15 protein-coding genes are annotated in these 14,277 nt (G+C 61.9%); 3 read left to right on the top strand and 12 right to left on the bottom strand.

Going from position 1 to position 14,277, the window contains the following annotated elements; all coding sequences use genetic code 11:
- Nucleotides 1-2 precede the first annotated feature (2 nt).
- Genes holB through mltG form a run of 3 tightly spaced genes read right to left on the bottom strand, consistent with a single transcriptional unit; the run spans nt 3 to nt 2,691 of the window.
- Nucleotides 3-1,055, bottom strand: a complete 1,053-nt coding sequence (gene holB, locus ACYVDM_RS12545) for a DNA polymerase III subunit delta' (protein ID WP_415785322.1) — start codon at nt 1,053-1,055, stop codon at nt 3-5.
- On the bottom strand, nt 1,052-1,684 hold the full coding sequence (gene tmk / locus ACYVDM_RS12540) for a dTMP kinase (RefSeq protein ID WP_415785324.1): 633 nt from the start codon (nt 1,682-1,684) through the stop codon (nt 1,052-1,054). The genes holB and tmk overlap by 4 nt, the downstream gene beginning before the upstream one ends.
- On the bottom strand, nt 1,681-2,691 hold the full coding sequence (gene mltG / locus ACYVDM_RS12535; protein ID WP_415785326.1) for an endolytic transglycosylase MltG: 1,011 nt from the start codon (nt 2,689-2,691) through the stop codon (nt 1,681-1,683). The genes tmk and mltG overlap by 4 nt, the downstream gene beginning before the upstream one ends.
- Before the next feature lie 175 nt (nt 2,692-2,866).
- On the opposite strand from mltG, the gene ygfZ reads away from it, so the two are divergent.
- A complete protein-coding gene (gene ygfZ / locus ACYVDM_RS12530; RefSeq protein WP_415785328.1) occupies nt 2,867-3,874 on the top strand; it encodes a CAF17-like 4Fe-4S cluster assembly/insertion protein YgfZ in 1,008 nt (335 codons plus the stop codon).
- Here ygfZ and ACYVDM_RS12525 read toward each other — a convergent pair.
- The 6 genes from ACYVDM_RS12525 to ACYVDM_RS12500 all read right to left on the bottom strand — a co-directional run bounded on the left by ACYVDM_RS12525 (nt 3,871) and on the right by ACYVDM_RS12500 (nt 8,537).
- A complete protein-coding gene (locus ACYVDM_RS12525) occupies nt 3,871-4,239 on the bottom strand; it encodes a PaaI family thioesterase (RefSeq protein ID WP_460475417.1) in 369 nt (122 codons plus the stop codon). The genes ygfZ and ACYVDM_RS12525 overlap by 4 nt on opposite strands.
- Nucleotides 4,240-4,349: 110 nt before the next feature.
- Nucleotides 4,350-5,240, bottom strand: a complete 891-nt coding sequence (gene mmsB / locus ACYVDM_RS12520; RefSeq protein WP_415785330.1) for a 3-hydroxyisobutyrate dehydrogenase — start codon at nt 5,238-5,240, stop codon at nt 4,350-4,352.
- 57 nt (nt 5,241-5,297) lie between these two features.
- Nucleotides 5,298-6,458 carry an enoyl-CoA hydratase/isomerase family protein gene (locus ACYVDM_RS12515; protein WP_415785332.1) on the bottom strand — a complete coding sequence of 387 codons (1,161 nt, stop codon included), beginning with the start codon at nt 6,456-6,458 and terminating at the stop codon, nt 5,298-5,300.
- Nucleotides 6,455-7,609 (bottom strand): acyl-CoA dehydrogenase family protein, encoded by a 1,155-nt coding sequence (locus ACYVDM_RS12510; protein ID WP_415785334.1) that lies wholly within the window; start codon nt 7,607-7,609, stop codon nt 6,455-6,457. Before ACYVDM_RS12510 ends, ACYVDM_RS12515 begins: the two co-directional genes overlap by 4 nt.
- Before the next feature lie 159 nt (nt 7,610-7,768).
- Nucleotides 7,769-8,113, bottom strand: a complete 345-nt coding sequence (locus ACYVDM_RS12505; RefSeq protein ID WP_415785336.1) for an RnfH family protein — start codon at nt 8,111-8,113, stop codon at nt 7,769-7,771.
- On the bottom strand, nt 8,103-8,537 hold the full coding sequence (locus tag ACYVDM_RS12500; protein WP_415785338.1) for a type II toxin-antitoxin system RatA family toxin: 435 nt from the start codon (nt 8,535-8,537) through the stop codon (nt 8,103-8,105). The genes ACYVDM_RS12505 and ACYVDM_RS12500 overlap by 11 nt, the downstream gene beginning before the upstream one ends.
- Nucleotides 8,538-8,627: 90 nt before the next feature.
- Here ACYVDM_RS12500 and smpB point away from each other — a divergent pair, with 90 nt between their 5' ends.
- Complete coding sequence (gene smpB, locus ACYVDM_RS12495; RefSeq protein ID WP_415785340.1) at nt 8,628-9,095, top strand: SsrA-binding protein SmpB; 468 nt, start codon at nt 8,628-8,630, stop codon at nt 9,093-9,095.
- A 48-nt stretch (nt 9,096-9,143) separates the two neighbouring features.
- Here the strand turns inward: smpB and ACYVDM_RS12490 are convergent, their stop codons facing one another.
- Nucleotides 9,144-10,073, bottom strand: a complete 930-nt coding sequence (locus ACYVDM_RS12490; RefSeq protein WP_415785342.1) for an SPFH domain-containing protein — start codon at nt 10,071-10,073, stop codon at nt 9,144-9,146.
- A gap of 203 nt (nt 10,074-10,276) precedes the next feature.
- On the bottom strand, nt 10,277-10,696 hold the full coding sequence (locus ACYVDM_RS12485; protein WP_415787007.1) for an NfeD family protein: 420 nt from the start codon (nt 10,694-10,696) through the stop codon (nt 10,277-10,279).
- Between the two features lie 76 nt (nt 10,697-10,772).
- Here ACYVDM_RS12485 and ACYVDM_RS12480 point away from each other — a divergent pair, with 76 nt between their 5' ends.
- Nucleotides 10,773-11,537, top strand: coding sequence for a glutamine amidotransferase (locus ACYVDM_RS12480; RefSeq protein WP_415785344.1), 765 nt, complete (start codon nt 10,773-10,775; stop codon nt 11,535-11,537).
- 375 nt (nt 11,538-11,912) lie between these two features.
- Here the strand turns inward: ACYVDM_RS12480 and ppsA are convergent, their stop codons facing one another.
- Complete coding sequence (ppsA, locus tag ACYVDM_RS12475; RefSeq protein ID WP_415785346.1) at nt 11,913-14,276, bottom strand: phosphoenolpyruvate synthase; 2,364 nt, start codon at nt 14,274-14,276, stop codon at nt 11,913-11,915.
- Nucleotide 14,277 lies beyond the last annotated feature (1 nt).

The raw sequence follows: 14,277 nt of genomic DNA, 5'->3' as shown, positions 1-14,277 counted from the left end.
CTTCAAACTTGGCAAGAAAGCACCACGCGCTGCAGAGTCGCGTGTGCAAATAATTTAGGACTGAGGGGGTGAGTCGCCACGCGACGCTGCTGCGTCAGCCAACGGGCACCCTCCGCCAAGCGTACCGCATCGGCACGCGAGGCCGTCAGGCCCACCCATTTTGCCAATGACGGGAAATAACGCACCGGCGCCCCTACCCCGGCCAGCATCAGGTCAGCATACAGGCGCTGCAGGGTATCGATCCAGTCGGTCGGCGGGGTTTTATCCAGGCTCTCGGCCAAGGTGCCGATATCGGGCGCCTGTCCCTGGGCCAGAGGCTCGATCAGCGACGATAGCCAGGTGGGACACGGCTGGTCGGTATTTTGCGATAGCTGGAGCGCCGCCAGAGGGGCGCCACCTGCGGCTGCCAACCATTCCTGGGCGGACTTGACGCCTTGTGCCTGCAGCCAGTGCAGCGTCTCTTCGGGTCCGGGCGCAGGCAGTGGCAGGCGGCGGCAACGCGACACCAGGGTCGGCAGCAGCCGATCGGGGGCGTCGGCCACCAGCAGGAAAACCGTGTTGGTGGGCGGCTCCTCCAGCACCTTGAGCAGAGCATTGGCGGAAATGACGTTCAATGCTTGCGCCGGATACAGCAGTGCGACGCGCCAGCCGCCCCGGTGAGTCGCGGTGTTGAACCACGATTCCAGGGCCCGGATTTGATCGATACGGATTTCTTTTGAGGGCGCGCGCTTGGTCCTGCCGGTCGCCCCGGCGGACTCCGCCTCGTCAGCGCCTTCGGCGGCGCCGCCCTCTTGCAACGCGATGGCTTCGGGACGTATGCGTCGCAGATCGGGGTGATTGCCGCTCGCGACCCACGTACAGGCGGGGCATTCGCCGCAGGCGAGCTGGTTGCGCGGCGACTCACACAGCAAGCTGGCGGCGGCAGCAAAGGCAAACTCTTTTTTACCTATTCCCGCGACACCGTGAATCAGCCAGGCGTGCGCAAAACGATCGCGCCCGGCCAACCACGTCTGGGCAATATCTTGCTGCCACGGCAGGAACTGGGCGCTGCTCATGCGCTGCGCGCCGCCTGCACGACGGCTTGTAATTGGGCCTGCAACTGTGTGCGGACCTGCTCCATCGGCTGACTGGAGTCCACGATGCGAAAGCGTTCGGGTTGTGCGGCGGCGCGCGCGTGATAGGCGGACCGGGTGCGCTCAAAGAATGCGGCTTCTTCGCGCTCGAAACGATCGGGTTGACGCGCATCAGCCAGGCGGGCTCTCGCCAGCTCGAGCGGCACGTCAAACAACCACGTGCAATCGGGCCGCAGCGACGGTTGCATCCATTGTTCCAATACGGCGACGCGTTCCATGCCCAGTTGCCGGCCTCCGCCCTGATAGGCGTAGGTTGCATCGGTATAACGATCGCAGACGACCCAGTCGCCGCGCGCCAGGGCGGGCTCGATGACCTGGGCGACGTGCTCGCAGCGCGCCGCAAACATCAGCAGGGTTTCGGTATCGAGCGTCATGGATTCGGACAGGACCAGGCCCCGGAGTTTTTCGCCCAGGGGGGTGCCCCCCGGCTCCCGTGTCGCCACGACGGTGTGCCCCAGCGCGCGCAGCGTATCGGCGATCCAGGCTGCATGGGTGCTTTTCCCCGCACCATCTACGCCCTCGAGGGTAAGAAAACATCCACGTGCTGTCATTGATTCCGGCCCAGAATATAGCGCGCCACATTGCGATTGTGCTCGGACAGGTTAGCCGAAAACTCGCTGGTGCCATTGCCGCGCGAAACAAAGTACAAATATTTATGGCGCTCGGGTTGCACCGCAGCCAACAGCGCTGCCCGCCCGGCCGCCGCAATCGGCGTCGGCGGCAATCCGGCGCGAGTGTAGGTATTCCAGGGCGTGTCGGCCTGCAGATCGGCGCGCCGAATGCGCCCCTGGTAACGATCGCCCATGCCGTAGATCACGGTCGGGTCGGTTTGCAACATCATCCCGATCCGCAAGCGGTTCACAAAGACGCCGGCCACGCGCGTGCGCTCGGGGCCATGGCCCGTTTCCTTTTCAACGATCGAGGCCAGCACCAGGGCCTCGTAGGGCGTTTTCAGGGGCAGATCGTCTTGCCGTTTGGCCCAGACGGCGGCCAACACCTGTCGGCCTTGTTGATAGGCCTGGCGCAATATCTCGAAATCCGTGGTCCCGGGGGTAAAGACATAGGTGTCCGGAAAGAATAATCCCTCGGGCGCTTTGATATCCGAGCCCAGTTTTTCCATCAAGGCGTCGTCGCTGATGTCGCCCAGGGTCTGCTTCACGTCGGGATTGGCGCGCAGGGCGGCACGCATTTGCTGATAGGTCCAGCCCTCCAGAAAGGTGAGCTGGCGCTGCACCATTTCGCCGCGCGCCAGACGTTCCAGCAGCGTCCAGGGGGAATCCCCGCGCCGCGCCTCGTAGCCACCAGCCTTGATCAATTTGTCGCGTTCGGACAGGCGCGCCAGCCAGGTGAAGCCGTCTTCCCAAATGGGAATGCCCGCCTCGTTCATGGCACGCGCCATCGCCCGCGGCGTATTGCCGGGCGACACGATGAATTCGACTTTATCGGCCGGCAAGTCGATGTCGCGGTTCATCCAGACCCACGCGCCACCGACTGCGGCCCCCGCGAGCACCAGCATCAACAGGCACAGCGACAAAAAATATTGGAAGAGCTTTTTCATAAGTTTGCGCAGTTTAATGGATCGCAGCCATTTTTCATGGATTGCGGCTTTTTGACCGAGGCCTGTGCACCCCTATTAAAAGCGGGGTATTGCTGCGACTTACAAGGGCGGGCGGGTATTATGGCTGTCTATATCGGCGCCGTCTTGGTGCCCTACTCTGTTGACCGCCTCTGCCATGTCCGCTTTTTTTGATTCGATTTCATCCACCTCGTCCGGTTCCGTCTATGCGACACCCTTGACCGACTATGCGGTCATTGCCGCGACGGGCGCCGATGCGCTGGCTTTTCTGCACGGGCAACTGACCCACGATGTGACCGGGCTCTCGCCCGACGTGGCCCGACTGTCCGGATACTGCACGGCCAAGGGCCGTTTGCTCGCCACCATGGTCCTGTGGCGCGCGCAGCCTGCGGCCGACGAGGCCGCCGATGCGCCCCAGCTTTATGCGTTGGTGCGGCGCGATCTGGCCGATGCCCTGGTCAAGCGGCTGTCGATGTTCGTGCTGCGGGCCAAGGCCAAACTGGCCGTCACCGCGTTGCAGGTCACCGGCGTGTGGGGCGAGCCCGCGGACGTTGATGCCCTGCAAACGGCGGCTGGCGGCGCATTGCCCGCCACGCCCTGGCAACGCGTCGATCTGCCCAGCGGCACCTGGATCGCGGCGCCCTTGGTCAGTGGCGGTTTGCGCTGGTGGTGGATCGCCAGCCAAGCCCAGCAAGACCAGGCGTCCACCTTGGCGACACAGGTCCAACGCGGCGATGCCGATCACTGGCAAGCGGCCGATCTGGCCACCGGTTTGCCCTGGGTCGCGGCCGCCACGCAGGATGTCTTCATTCCCCAGACGCTTAATCTGGACCTGATCGACGGCGTGAGCTTTACCAAGGGCTGTTACCCTGGGCAAGAAGTCGTGGCGCGCAGTCACTATCGCGGTACCGTCAAGCGCCGCACGGCCTATGGCCAGTGGGACACAATGGATACTGTCCCGGCCCCCGGCACCGACATTTACGACGCCCGCCAGCCACAAGAGCCTTGTGGTCGTATCGTTGACGCATCGCGCAGCGGCGCGCTCTTCGAAATCACCTTGGCGGCGCTGGACGACGGCGATTTGCGTATCGGTGCGCCCGACGGCGCAAAGATCACCGTCGCCCCCCTGCCCTATGACTTGGCCGACGGCGGATTCAAAGGCTAGCGCGGCGTGACCCGTACCGCCGTCATCAAGCCCACCAGGCATAACGCGGACTGCTCGCCACGATAAGCGTGGACCTCTACCTGGCAAATCGTCAAACGCCGGCCGGGCTTGAGCACACGGCCCGTCGCCACAAAACGATGGCCGTCGGCGGGCGCCAAAAAGTTCATTTTGAACTCGGACGTCAGGACTTCCTCGCCTGCGTCAAACAGTGATAGCGCGGCATAGCCACCCGCACTATCCGCAATAGTAGTGGATACCCCCGCATGCAGAAACCCGTTTTGCTGGCAGAGATCCGCCCGATAAGGCAGCGCGATGTCGACCTGCCCCGGCTCAACGCGCGACAACTGTGCGCCCAAGAGCGTCATGATCGATTGCCTGGCAAAACTGTCCCGCACCCGTTGCGCCGCGACCGCCGTATCGGCGTCGTCCGCGGCCGCAGCATACGCTGCTGAGCCTGTCGTCACGGCGCCGTCACTCACGAGGGTTTATGCACGTAGAGATTCACGATGCTGGAGAAATCCAGCTTGCCGTGGCCCTGCCCACTGTGCAGAGAATACATGTTGCGCGCCAATTCGCCCAAGGGCGTAGACGAGCGCGTCGATAGCGCGGCCTCGGCAGCCAGCCCCAGGTCTTTGAGCATCAGATCGACGCCAAAACCACCGGCGTAGCCCTTGGAGGCCGGCGCGTTTTCCATCACACCCGGCCAGGGGTTGTACAGCTCTGTGGCCCAATTGCGCCCGGAGCTCTTGGCGATGATGTCCGACAGAACTTTGGGGTCCAGACCGTTGGCCACGCCCAACGCTAGCGCTTCGGAGGTGCCGGCCATCAAGATGCCCAGCAGCATGTTGTTGCAGATTTTGGCGACTTGCCCGGCGCCTGCTGGTCCGGCGTGAAAAATGTTTTTGCCCATGTTTTGCAGGATGGGTTGGGCGCGCGCAAAGTCGGCGGCTTCGCCACCCACAATAAAGGTCAGCGTGCCCGCTGCGGCCCCGCCGGTACCGCCGGAAACGGGCGCGTCGATCATGGCCAGACCGCGAGTTTGCGCCACCATCGCGACCTTGCGCGACGAGTCGGGGGCGATCGTGCTGCACTCAATGATCAGCGCGGCGGGATCGATCGCCGACAACAGATCCGAATCCAGGTATAGCGCCTCAACATGTTTGCTGGCAGGCAGCATCGTGATCACCACTTCGGCGCCTTTCACGGCGTCAGTGGCCGATGTGGCCGGGCGCGCGCCGGCATCGGCCAAACTGTTGACGGCGCCAGGCACCAGATCGTATACGGCCAGGCTGTGGCCGGCTTTAATCAGGTTGTTTGCCATGGGCGCGCCCATATTGCCCAAGCCAATAAACGCGATGCTACTCATGTCGGGGTCTCCTCGTATTTGTCGTCGTATCGTGTCGAAATCAGAGTACTACTGAATTCAGCGTGCGCCCAGATCCGCCAAAGGGTGCGCTTGCCCGGCGGGCCAGGGGGCCTCGAAAAACCGCTGCACCCAGGCCTCGGAGGCCTGCTCAATGGTGGCGGGATTCCATTTGGGTTGCTTGTCTTTGTCGATCAACAGCGCACGGATGCCTTCGGCGAAATCGCCTTCGGCTGCGCAGGCCAGGGCCGCCACATATTCGGTGCGAAAGACATCGGCCAGCGAACTGAGCCGCGTATGACGCAACAGGGCAAACGCCAATCGGGCCGAGCCTGGCGATCCGGCCAACATCGTCGATGCGGCACGCGCGAGCCAGGGATCCTCGTGTGTTTTCAAGGCCCCAATAGCATCAACGATCATGCCCAGGTCCTCGCCGCCACACAGGGCGTCAATCATCGCCGCATGTTGGCGCAATGGTCCCGGTGCGAGCGCCGTCGACGGCGCATGCGCCAAGAGGGCCTGACGCAACAATCCATCGTTGATGAGCCGCGCCGTGCGGCCATCGTCGGCATCCTTCGCGGCCCAGTCGGGTTGCAGCAGCGCCTCGGTAACGCGCGGCCAGTCGGTCGAGTCCAGACGAAAGTCGGCCAGCCCGGCATAAAAAATATCTGACGTCGTGAGCTGTGCGCCCGTCAGCGCTAAAAATAGTCCGATACGACCCGTCATGTGGTTCAGCATCCAGCTGCCGCCGACATCGGGAAACAAGCCGATGGATATCTCCGGCATGGCCAGGCGCGTGGTCTCGCTGACGACCCGATGACTAGCACCCATCATCAGGCCGACGCCACCGCCCATGACGATACCGTGGCCCCAGCACAAAATGGGCTTCGGGTAGGTGTGAATTTGATAATCCAGCCGATACTCGCGTTCGAAAAAATCGCGCGCGAGCGGATTGGCCCACGCCCCCTGCCCGCGATGCGCTTGCATGCTGTGATAGAGGCCGTGCAGATCGCCGCCCGCGCTAAAGGCCTTGCCGCCCGCACCTTGCAGCACCACCATCGCCACCCCGGTGTCGCGCGACCACGCGTCCAGGCGCTGGGCCAGCAAATCGACCATTTCCAGCGACAGACCATTGAGCGTTTGCGGCGCATTCAGCGTGGCAAAGCCCAGGCGCATGCCATTGGCGGTGGTTTTTTCTTCGAACAACACGGGGGCATTCATCGGACGTCGGCTCCTTTTTCCAACAATTGGCGGGCCACGATCACACGCATGATCTCGTTGGTGCCCTCAAGAATCTGATGGACACGCGTATCGCGCACCAGACGCTCTAGCGGATAATCACGCAGGTATCCATAGCCCCCATGGATTTGTTGCGCATCCAGGCAGATCTGAAAACCCATGTCAGTCGCAAAGCGCTTGGCCATCGCGCAATAGGTGACCGCGTCGGGTGAGCCCGAGTCGAGCTTGCAGGCCGCCAGGCGCACCATTTGGCGGGCCGCCACCAAGTGGGTGGCCATGTCCGCGAGCTTGAATTGCAGCGCCTGAAACTCCGCCAGGCGACGGCCGAACTGCTTGCGTTCGTCCATATAACGCCGGGCCGCGTCCAGGGCGCCTTGCGCGGCGCCTACCGAGCAGGTTCCGATATTGATGCGACCGCCGTCCAGGCCCTTCATGGCGATCTTGAAGCCCTCGCCCTCCTGACCCAGCATATTGGCTGCCGGCACACGGACGTTTTCGAAGGTGATCGGCCGGGTGGACTGGCTGTTCCAGCCCATTTTTTCTTCTTTGCGGCCGTAGGTGATACCAGGGCTATCGGCCGGCACCGCGAAGGCGCTGACGCCGCCGGGACCGTCGCCGCCGCTGCGGGCCATGACGATCAGCAGATCCGTGTCGCCGCCGCCCGAGATAAACGCCTTGGCGCCATTCAGGACAAAATCATCCCCGTCGCGCTGCGCCCGGGTAGACAGCGATCCCGCGTCCGAGCCCGCGCCGGGCTCGGTCAGGCAATACGACGCCAGCTTTTCGCCGCTGGCCAGCAACGGCCCCCAGGCTTCGCGCAAGGTCGGTTGCCCCCACTGCCCGACCATCCAGGTCGCCATGTTGTGTATGGTCAGAAACGCGGTGGTCGATGGGTCCACGGCGGCCATTTCCTCGAACACCAGGGTGGCATCCAGGCGCGGCAACCCCAACCCGCCTATGTCTTCGGCGGCGTAGATCGCGCAAAACCCCAGCTCGCCCGCTCGCGCAAAGGCCTCGCGGGGGAAAATGCCTTCGGCATCCCAGCGCGCGGCATGGGGGGCCAACTCGCCTTGGGCATAATCACGCGCAGCCTGCGCAAATGCACGCTGCTCGTCAGAGAGTTCCAGATCCACAGCTTGTCTCCTGTTGGTTGGTCTAGTCGGCGTCATCGCAGCCTCGTGAACCGCGGCGCCGCCATTCGTCAATTTTGCATGACGTTAACGTAAACGTAAATCCGTAATGGCTATCTTAACCAGATTAGCAGGAGAAAATTGTCACTCTGATGACGAGACTTACAACAATCCCGCGGGGCGTGCCCGGCCGTTGCGAGCGGCCGTGGCCTTGGCGCGACGGTGTTCGGCGCGGCGACGGCGCGACACCATGGGGTCAAAGCTCAGCGGCCGATAGACTTCGATCCGATCCCCGTCGGCCAATGCGGTCTCAGCCTGACAGAGCTTGCCAAACACGCCCACGCCCTGCCCCCAGGGATCGAGATCGGGAAACGCCGCTTGCAACCCGCTTTCACGCAGGGCGTCCTGCACGGTGGCGCCCGTCGGCAGCGTGAGCGCGCGCTGCCACACGGCCGACGGCTCGGCATAGCAAACGCTGATATGCAAGTTGCCGGAGTTATTCGCCATAAATGGCCTGCGCGCGCTTGGTAAAGGAATCAATGAAACTGGACGCGATGCGATTAAAAACCGGGCCTACCACCATCTCGAGGGCCCGGTTGGAAAACGCGTACTCCATGGTGAACAGTACCTTGCAGGCGTCCTCGGCCAGGGCCTGGAATTCCCAGTTGCCGACCAGCATGGAGAACGGCCCGTCCACCAATTCCAACTGGATGTGGGTCGGGTACTCGTGCGTGTTGCGGGTGGTAAAGCGCTGCTTCATGCCCGCAAAGCTGATCATGACCGACGCTTGCATCCCGTGCTCGTTGCGCGAATGGACCTCGGTCCCGCCGCACCAGGGCATAAATTCCGGATACTTTTCTACATCGGCAACCAGCTCGAACATCTGTGCGGCGCTGTAGGGAACGAGGACAGATCGCTGTACTTTATGCATGGACTATCGCAAATGGCTAGAATGAGTGGATTTTACCGGTAGCGCCGCTGCCGCCGCATTTTTCGCCTGATTCCTGCCTTATTCGCCCTTATGAGCATTATCGACAACCGCAAGGCCTCCCACGATTATTTCATCGAAGACCGCTACGAGGCGGGCCTGGTCCTGCAAGGCTGGGAGGTCAAGGCGATCCGTGACAACCGCGTCCAACTCAAGGAAAGCTACGTTATCGTGCGCGATGGCGAGCTGTACTTGCTGGGCATGCACGTCAGCCCCTTGCCCACCGCCTCGACGCACGTCCACCCCGATGCTATGCGTACGCGCAAACTACTGCTCAAAGCCGAGGAAATCAGCAAGCTGATTGGCAAGGTCGAGCAGCGTGGCTACGCCTTGGTCCCGCTGAACCTGCACTACAAAAACGGCCGAATCAAGCTGGACTTCGCGCTAGGTCGAGGCAAAAAACTCTACGACAAGCGCGACACCGCCCGTGAAAAAGACTGGGAGCGCGAGAAAGAACGCATGATGAAGCACGACACCCGCAGCACGCGCCGCGACGACTGAGTCGCCGCTGTGGCGCCGCGTCGGTCAGTCGCGACGCCAGTCCCAGCCTTAGGCGGGTTTGTTCGACTTGACGATGGCCATGGCCGACGCGATCAGGCCGCCCACATCCGCCAGATTGGACGGCAGAATCAGGGTGTTGCCTTCCTTGGCGAGATTGGCAAACGCATCCACGTAGCGCTCGGCCACCTTGAGGTTCACGGCTTCCATGCCGCCGGGTTGACGCACGGCCTCGCCCACCTGGGTCACGGCCTTGGCCGTTGCTTCGGCAACCGCCAGCAAGGCGGCAGCCTCACCCTGGGCTTGGTTGATCTGCGCCTGCTTTTCACCCTCGGAACGGGCAATGGCGGCCTCGCGCTCGCCGGTGGCGATGTTGATCTGCTCTTGGCGCCGGCCCTCTGAAGCAGCGATCAGGGCGCGTTTTTCACGCTCGGCGGTGATCTGCGCCTGCATGGCGCGCAAAATCTCGTTCGGCGGCGTCAGATCCTTGATTTCATAGCGCAGGACCTTGACGCCCCAGTTCAACGCGGCCTCATCCAGCGAGGACACAATGGTGCTATTGATGATCTCGCGCTCTTCAAAGGTGCGATCCAATTCCATTTTGCCGATCACCGAACGCAACGTGGTTTGGGACAATTGCGTAATCGCCGAGATATAGTTCGACGAGCCGTACGAGGCGCGCATCGGGTCGGTGACCTGAAAGTACAGCACGCCGTCGACCTGCAACTGTGTGTTGTCGCGCGTAATGCAGACCTGGCTCGGCACATCCAGCGGGATTTCCTTGAGCGAGTGCTTATAGGCTACCCGTTCGATGAACGGAATCACAAATCCCGCGCCCGGCGAGAGGACGCGGTCGAACTTCCCTAACCGCTCGATCACCCAGGCATGTTGCTGCGGCACAATGGCAATGGCCTTGATAATGATCAGCAACGCCAGGACGACCAAGACGATCAGGACGATGGTAGAAGTTTCGAACGCCATGAAAGTATTCCTGCATAGAAGGGGAAAAAACCGCCGTCGTCGAACGATAGCGGAATAAAGACTTAGCCTTGACTGTAACGTATTCGATGCATTGATCTACGACGTATTCGCACCGTGGGGCAAACTAAGGTGTATTGGGTGTAGCTGGTATAGCCAACCTGGCGTCCACATGCCTGAGCGCCAGCACCTCGGAACGCTAAGCGTCACGATTTGCGGGTCAGTATCAGCCGTGTACCGCGCATTTCGGAAATCACGTGTGCACCGGGCGCGCGCGTTTGTCCCGCGGCCAGTTCAGCCTGCCAGTGCGCCCCGCGATACCAGACGCGTGCCACTCCGTTATCCGGCCAGCTTTCGACCTCGACGACCTGGCCGATATCGAGATGCACGTCGGCATTACGCGTGGCGTCGACCTCGCGCTTTTTCAGCACACCGGTGCGACGCAAGACAAGCAGCCCCACTAGCGCAATGGCCGCGCAAACCACTAGCTGCCATTGAAAATCCACGGCAAACCAAGCGGCAACGCCCCCGGCTGCCAAGCCCAGCGCCACCAGCAACAAGTAGAACGTACCGCTGGCGATCTCGCCGATCAATGCGACAAATGCCAAGCCGAACCATATCCACATCATTGTTAGCCTTGTTTTAAGCAGAGTAGCGGTTGATTGTACGGATTTCTGGGCGATGGCGATTATGATGATGGTTATGACTACGCCCGCCCGCCCCACTGATGCCGCGTTGCCGGTTCTAATTCTGCATACCGGAGACCCTGACGAGTTTCTGCGCCAATCTCATGGCAGCTATGCGGATATGACGCGCCATGCCGCCGGACTGGCGCCTGGCGAGACGCACATCGTGCGCGTGTATGAGGGCGAACGACCGTTGGCGCCCTCGGCCTACCGTGCCGTGCTGATCACGGGATCTCCAGCCATGGTGACGGATCGAGAGCCCTGGAGCGAGCAGACTGCCGAATGGATACGGCAGGCGGCCGCCAAGGGCTTACCCATGTTTGGCGTGTGCTACGGGCACCAGTTGCTCGCGCATGCTTTCGGTGGCGTCGTGGACTACAACCCGAAAGGCCGCGAACTCGGTACGCAGATCATCGAATGCCTGCCCGAAGCGACAGGCGATGCGTTGCTGTCCGGATTGCCGGCGCAATTCCCTGCCCAGCTCCTGCATGCCCAGACCATCGCGCAGCTCCCGGAGGGTGCAGTGGCCTTGGCGCGCTCGGAGAAAGACGATCATCAATTGGTACGCATGGCGTCCAATATCTATTCCACCCAATTCCACCCGGAATTCGGGCCGGAATTCATGCACGATCATTTGATGCGACACCAGGCCGAGTATGCACGCCAAGGCCTGAACGCTACGACCCTGGCCCACGCCTTGGGACCCACGCCCACGGCGGCAAACTTGCTGCGGCGCTTTCTGGGCCTGTTTCAACGCAGCGCCACGTCCTCGGCAAACTAGTGATCGGCTAGACATCTCGCCGTCATAAAAAGCCCCCACGCCGCGCCTTCGGCTTGCTGCCCCCCAAGGGGGCGTTTTGCCTTGGGGCGGCCCGGCGGCAAAAAAAGCCCCCACGCCGCGCCTTCGGCTTGCTGCCCCCCAAGGGGGCCTTTTTGCCTTGGGGCGGCCCGGCGGCAAAAAAAGCCCCCACGCCGCGCCTTCGGCTTGCTGCCCCCCAAGGGGGCCTTTTTGCCTTGGGGCGGCCCGGCGGCAAAAAAAACCTGCAATCCTTGACGGAAATGCAGGTTTTTTGCCTTGGGCGGATCAAGCCAAAATCGCAGCCTGGAGGCTCTGTTTGCCTTGGGGTGTCCCAAGGCAAACAGAGCTCCTTGCGGATTATTTAGCCAAACGCTGCCACGTATCGACCACCGTGTCCGGGTTCAGCGACATGGACAGGATGCCTTCATCCTTGAGCCATTGTGCAAAATCGGGGTGATCGCTGGGGCCTTGGCCGCAGATACCTACGTACTTGTTGGCGGCCAGGCATGCCTTGATGGCACGGCTCAGCATGAACTTCACGGCCTCGTCGCGCTCGTCGAAATCGGCAGCGAGCAGTTCCATGCCCGAATCACGATCCAGACCCAGGGTCAGTTGCGTCATGTCGTTCGAGCCGATCGAAAATCCATCGAAATGCTCGAGGAATTGCTCGGCCAGAATGGCATTGGACGGGACTTCGCACATCATGATGAGCTTCAGGCCGTTTTCGCCGCGAACCAGGCCGCGCGTCGCCAACAACTCGACCACACGCTTGGCCTGGCTGACCGTGCGCACGAACGGGACCATGATCTCGACGTTGGTCAGGCCCATTTCGTCACGGACCTTTTTCAGGGCCTCGCATTCCATGCGGAAGCACTCGGCGAAGTCCTCGGAGATATAACGTGACGCGCCGCGAAAGCCCAGCATCGGGTTTTCTTCCTCGGGCTCGTAGCGCGAGCCGCCCACCAGCTTGCGGTACTCGTTGGACTTGAAGTCCGACATACGCACGATGACCGACTTGGGCCAGAACGCCGCGCCGATCGTGGCGATCCCTTCGGCTAATTTCTCGACGAAGAACGCACGCGGGCTGGCGTAACCGCGAGCGGCGGATTCGACGGCCTTTTTCAGCTCGCTATCAACATTGGGATAGTCCAACACGGCCTTCGGGTGAATGCCGATGTTGTTGTTGATGATGAATTCCAGGCGAGCCAGACCGACACCTGCGTTGGGGATCTGGGCAAAGTCGAACGCCAATTGCGGGTTGCCGACGTTCATCATGATCTTGACATCGAGCGGCGGCATTTCGCCACGGCGGACTTCTTCGACTTCGGTCTCGATCAAGCCGTCATAGATGCGGCCTTCGTCGCCTTCGGCGCACGAAACGGTAACGGCCTGGCCTTCTTTGAGGAGGTCGGTGGCATCACCGCAGCCCACGACGGCCGGGATGCCCAGTTCACGCGCGATGATCGCGGCATGGCAGGTACGGCCGCCACGGTTGGTGACGATCGCCGAGGCGCGCTTCATGACGGGTTCCCAGTTGGGGTCGGTCATGTCGGTAACCAGCACATCGCCAGGCTGCACACGATCCATCTCGGAAATGTCGCCCACGACCCGTACCGGGCCCGAACCGATCTTCTGGCCAATCGCACGGCCGGTAATCAGCACCTGGCCGGTGGCGTTCAGGCGATAGCGCAACTGGACGTCGTTGGCGCCCTGCTGCGATTTCACCGTCTCGGGGCGGGCTTGCAGAATGTAGATCTTGCCATCGATGCCATCACGGCCCCACTCGATGTCCATGGGACGACCGTAGTGTTTCTCGATGATCACGGCATAGCGCGCGAGCTCGGAGACTTCTTCGTCGTTCAATGAATAACGGTTGCGCTCGGACACGGGCACATCCACCGTACGGACAGCGCGACCTTCGGGACGCTCGGGATCGAATTCCATCTTGAGGAGTTTCGAGCCGATGCGGCGGCTGACGATGGGATAGTGACCGGTTTCGAGTGCGGGCTTGAAGACGTAGAATTCGTCCGGGTTGACCGCACCCTGCACCACTGTTTCGCCCAGGCCGTAGGACGAGGTGATGAACACCACATCCTGAAAGCCCGATTCGGTATCGATGGTGAACATCACGCCGGCGCTGCCTTTGTCGGAACGCACCATGCGCTGCACGCCGGCCGACAAGGCGACCTCGGCGTGGGCATAGCCCTTGTGCACGCGATAGGAGATCGCGCGATCGTTGTACAACGAGGCGAACACGTGGCGGATCTTGTCCAGCACGTCATCAACACCGACGACATTCAGGAAGGTTTCTTGCTGGCCGGCAAACGACGCATCAGGCAGGTCTTCGGCGGTGGCCGACGAGCGCACGGCGAACGAACCCTTGCCGTCGGCATCAAGCGCGGCAAAGGAAGTGCGGATTTGCGTTTCGAATTCAGATGAAAACGGCGCCTCGACGATCCACTGACGAATCTCGGCGCCAGCCGCGGCCAGCTCGCGAACGTCTTCGGGGTTCAGCGTGGTGAGGCGTTCTGCGATGCGCGTATCCAGGCCCGATGCCTTGAGAAAGTCTCGAAAGGCGTCGGCAGTCGTGGCAAAACCACCCGGTACGCGTACCCCTGCGCCGGACAGCTGACTGATCATTTCACCCAGTGATGCGTTCTTACCTCCTACCGAGTCCACATCCGTCATGCGGAGCTGCTCGAACGAAACAACGTACGACATT

The organism is Bordetella tumulicola, assembly GCF_054779135.1.
Note: the sequence above shows the minus strand (reverse complement) of the source record. Positions and strands in the feature narration are given on the sequence as shown.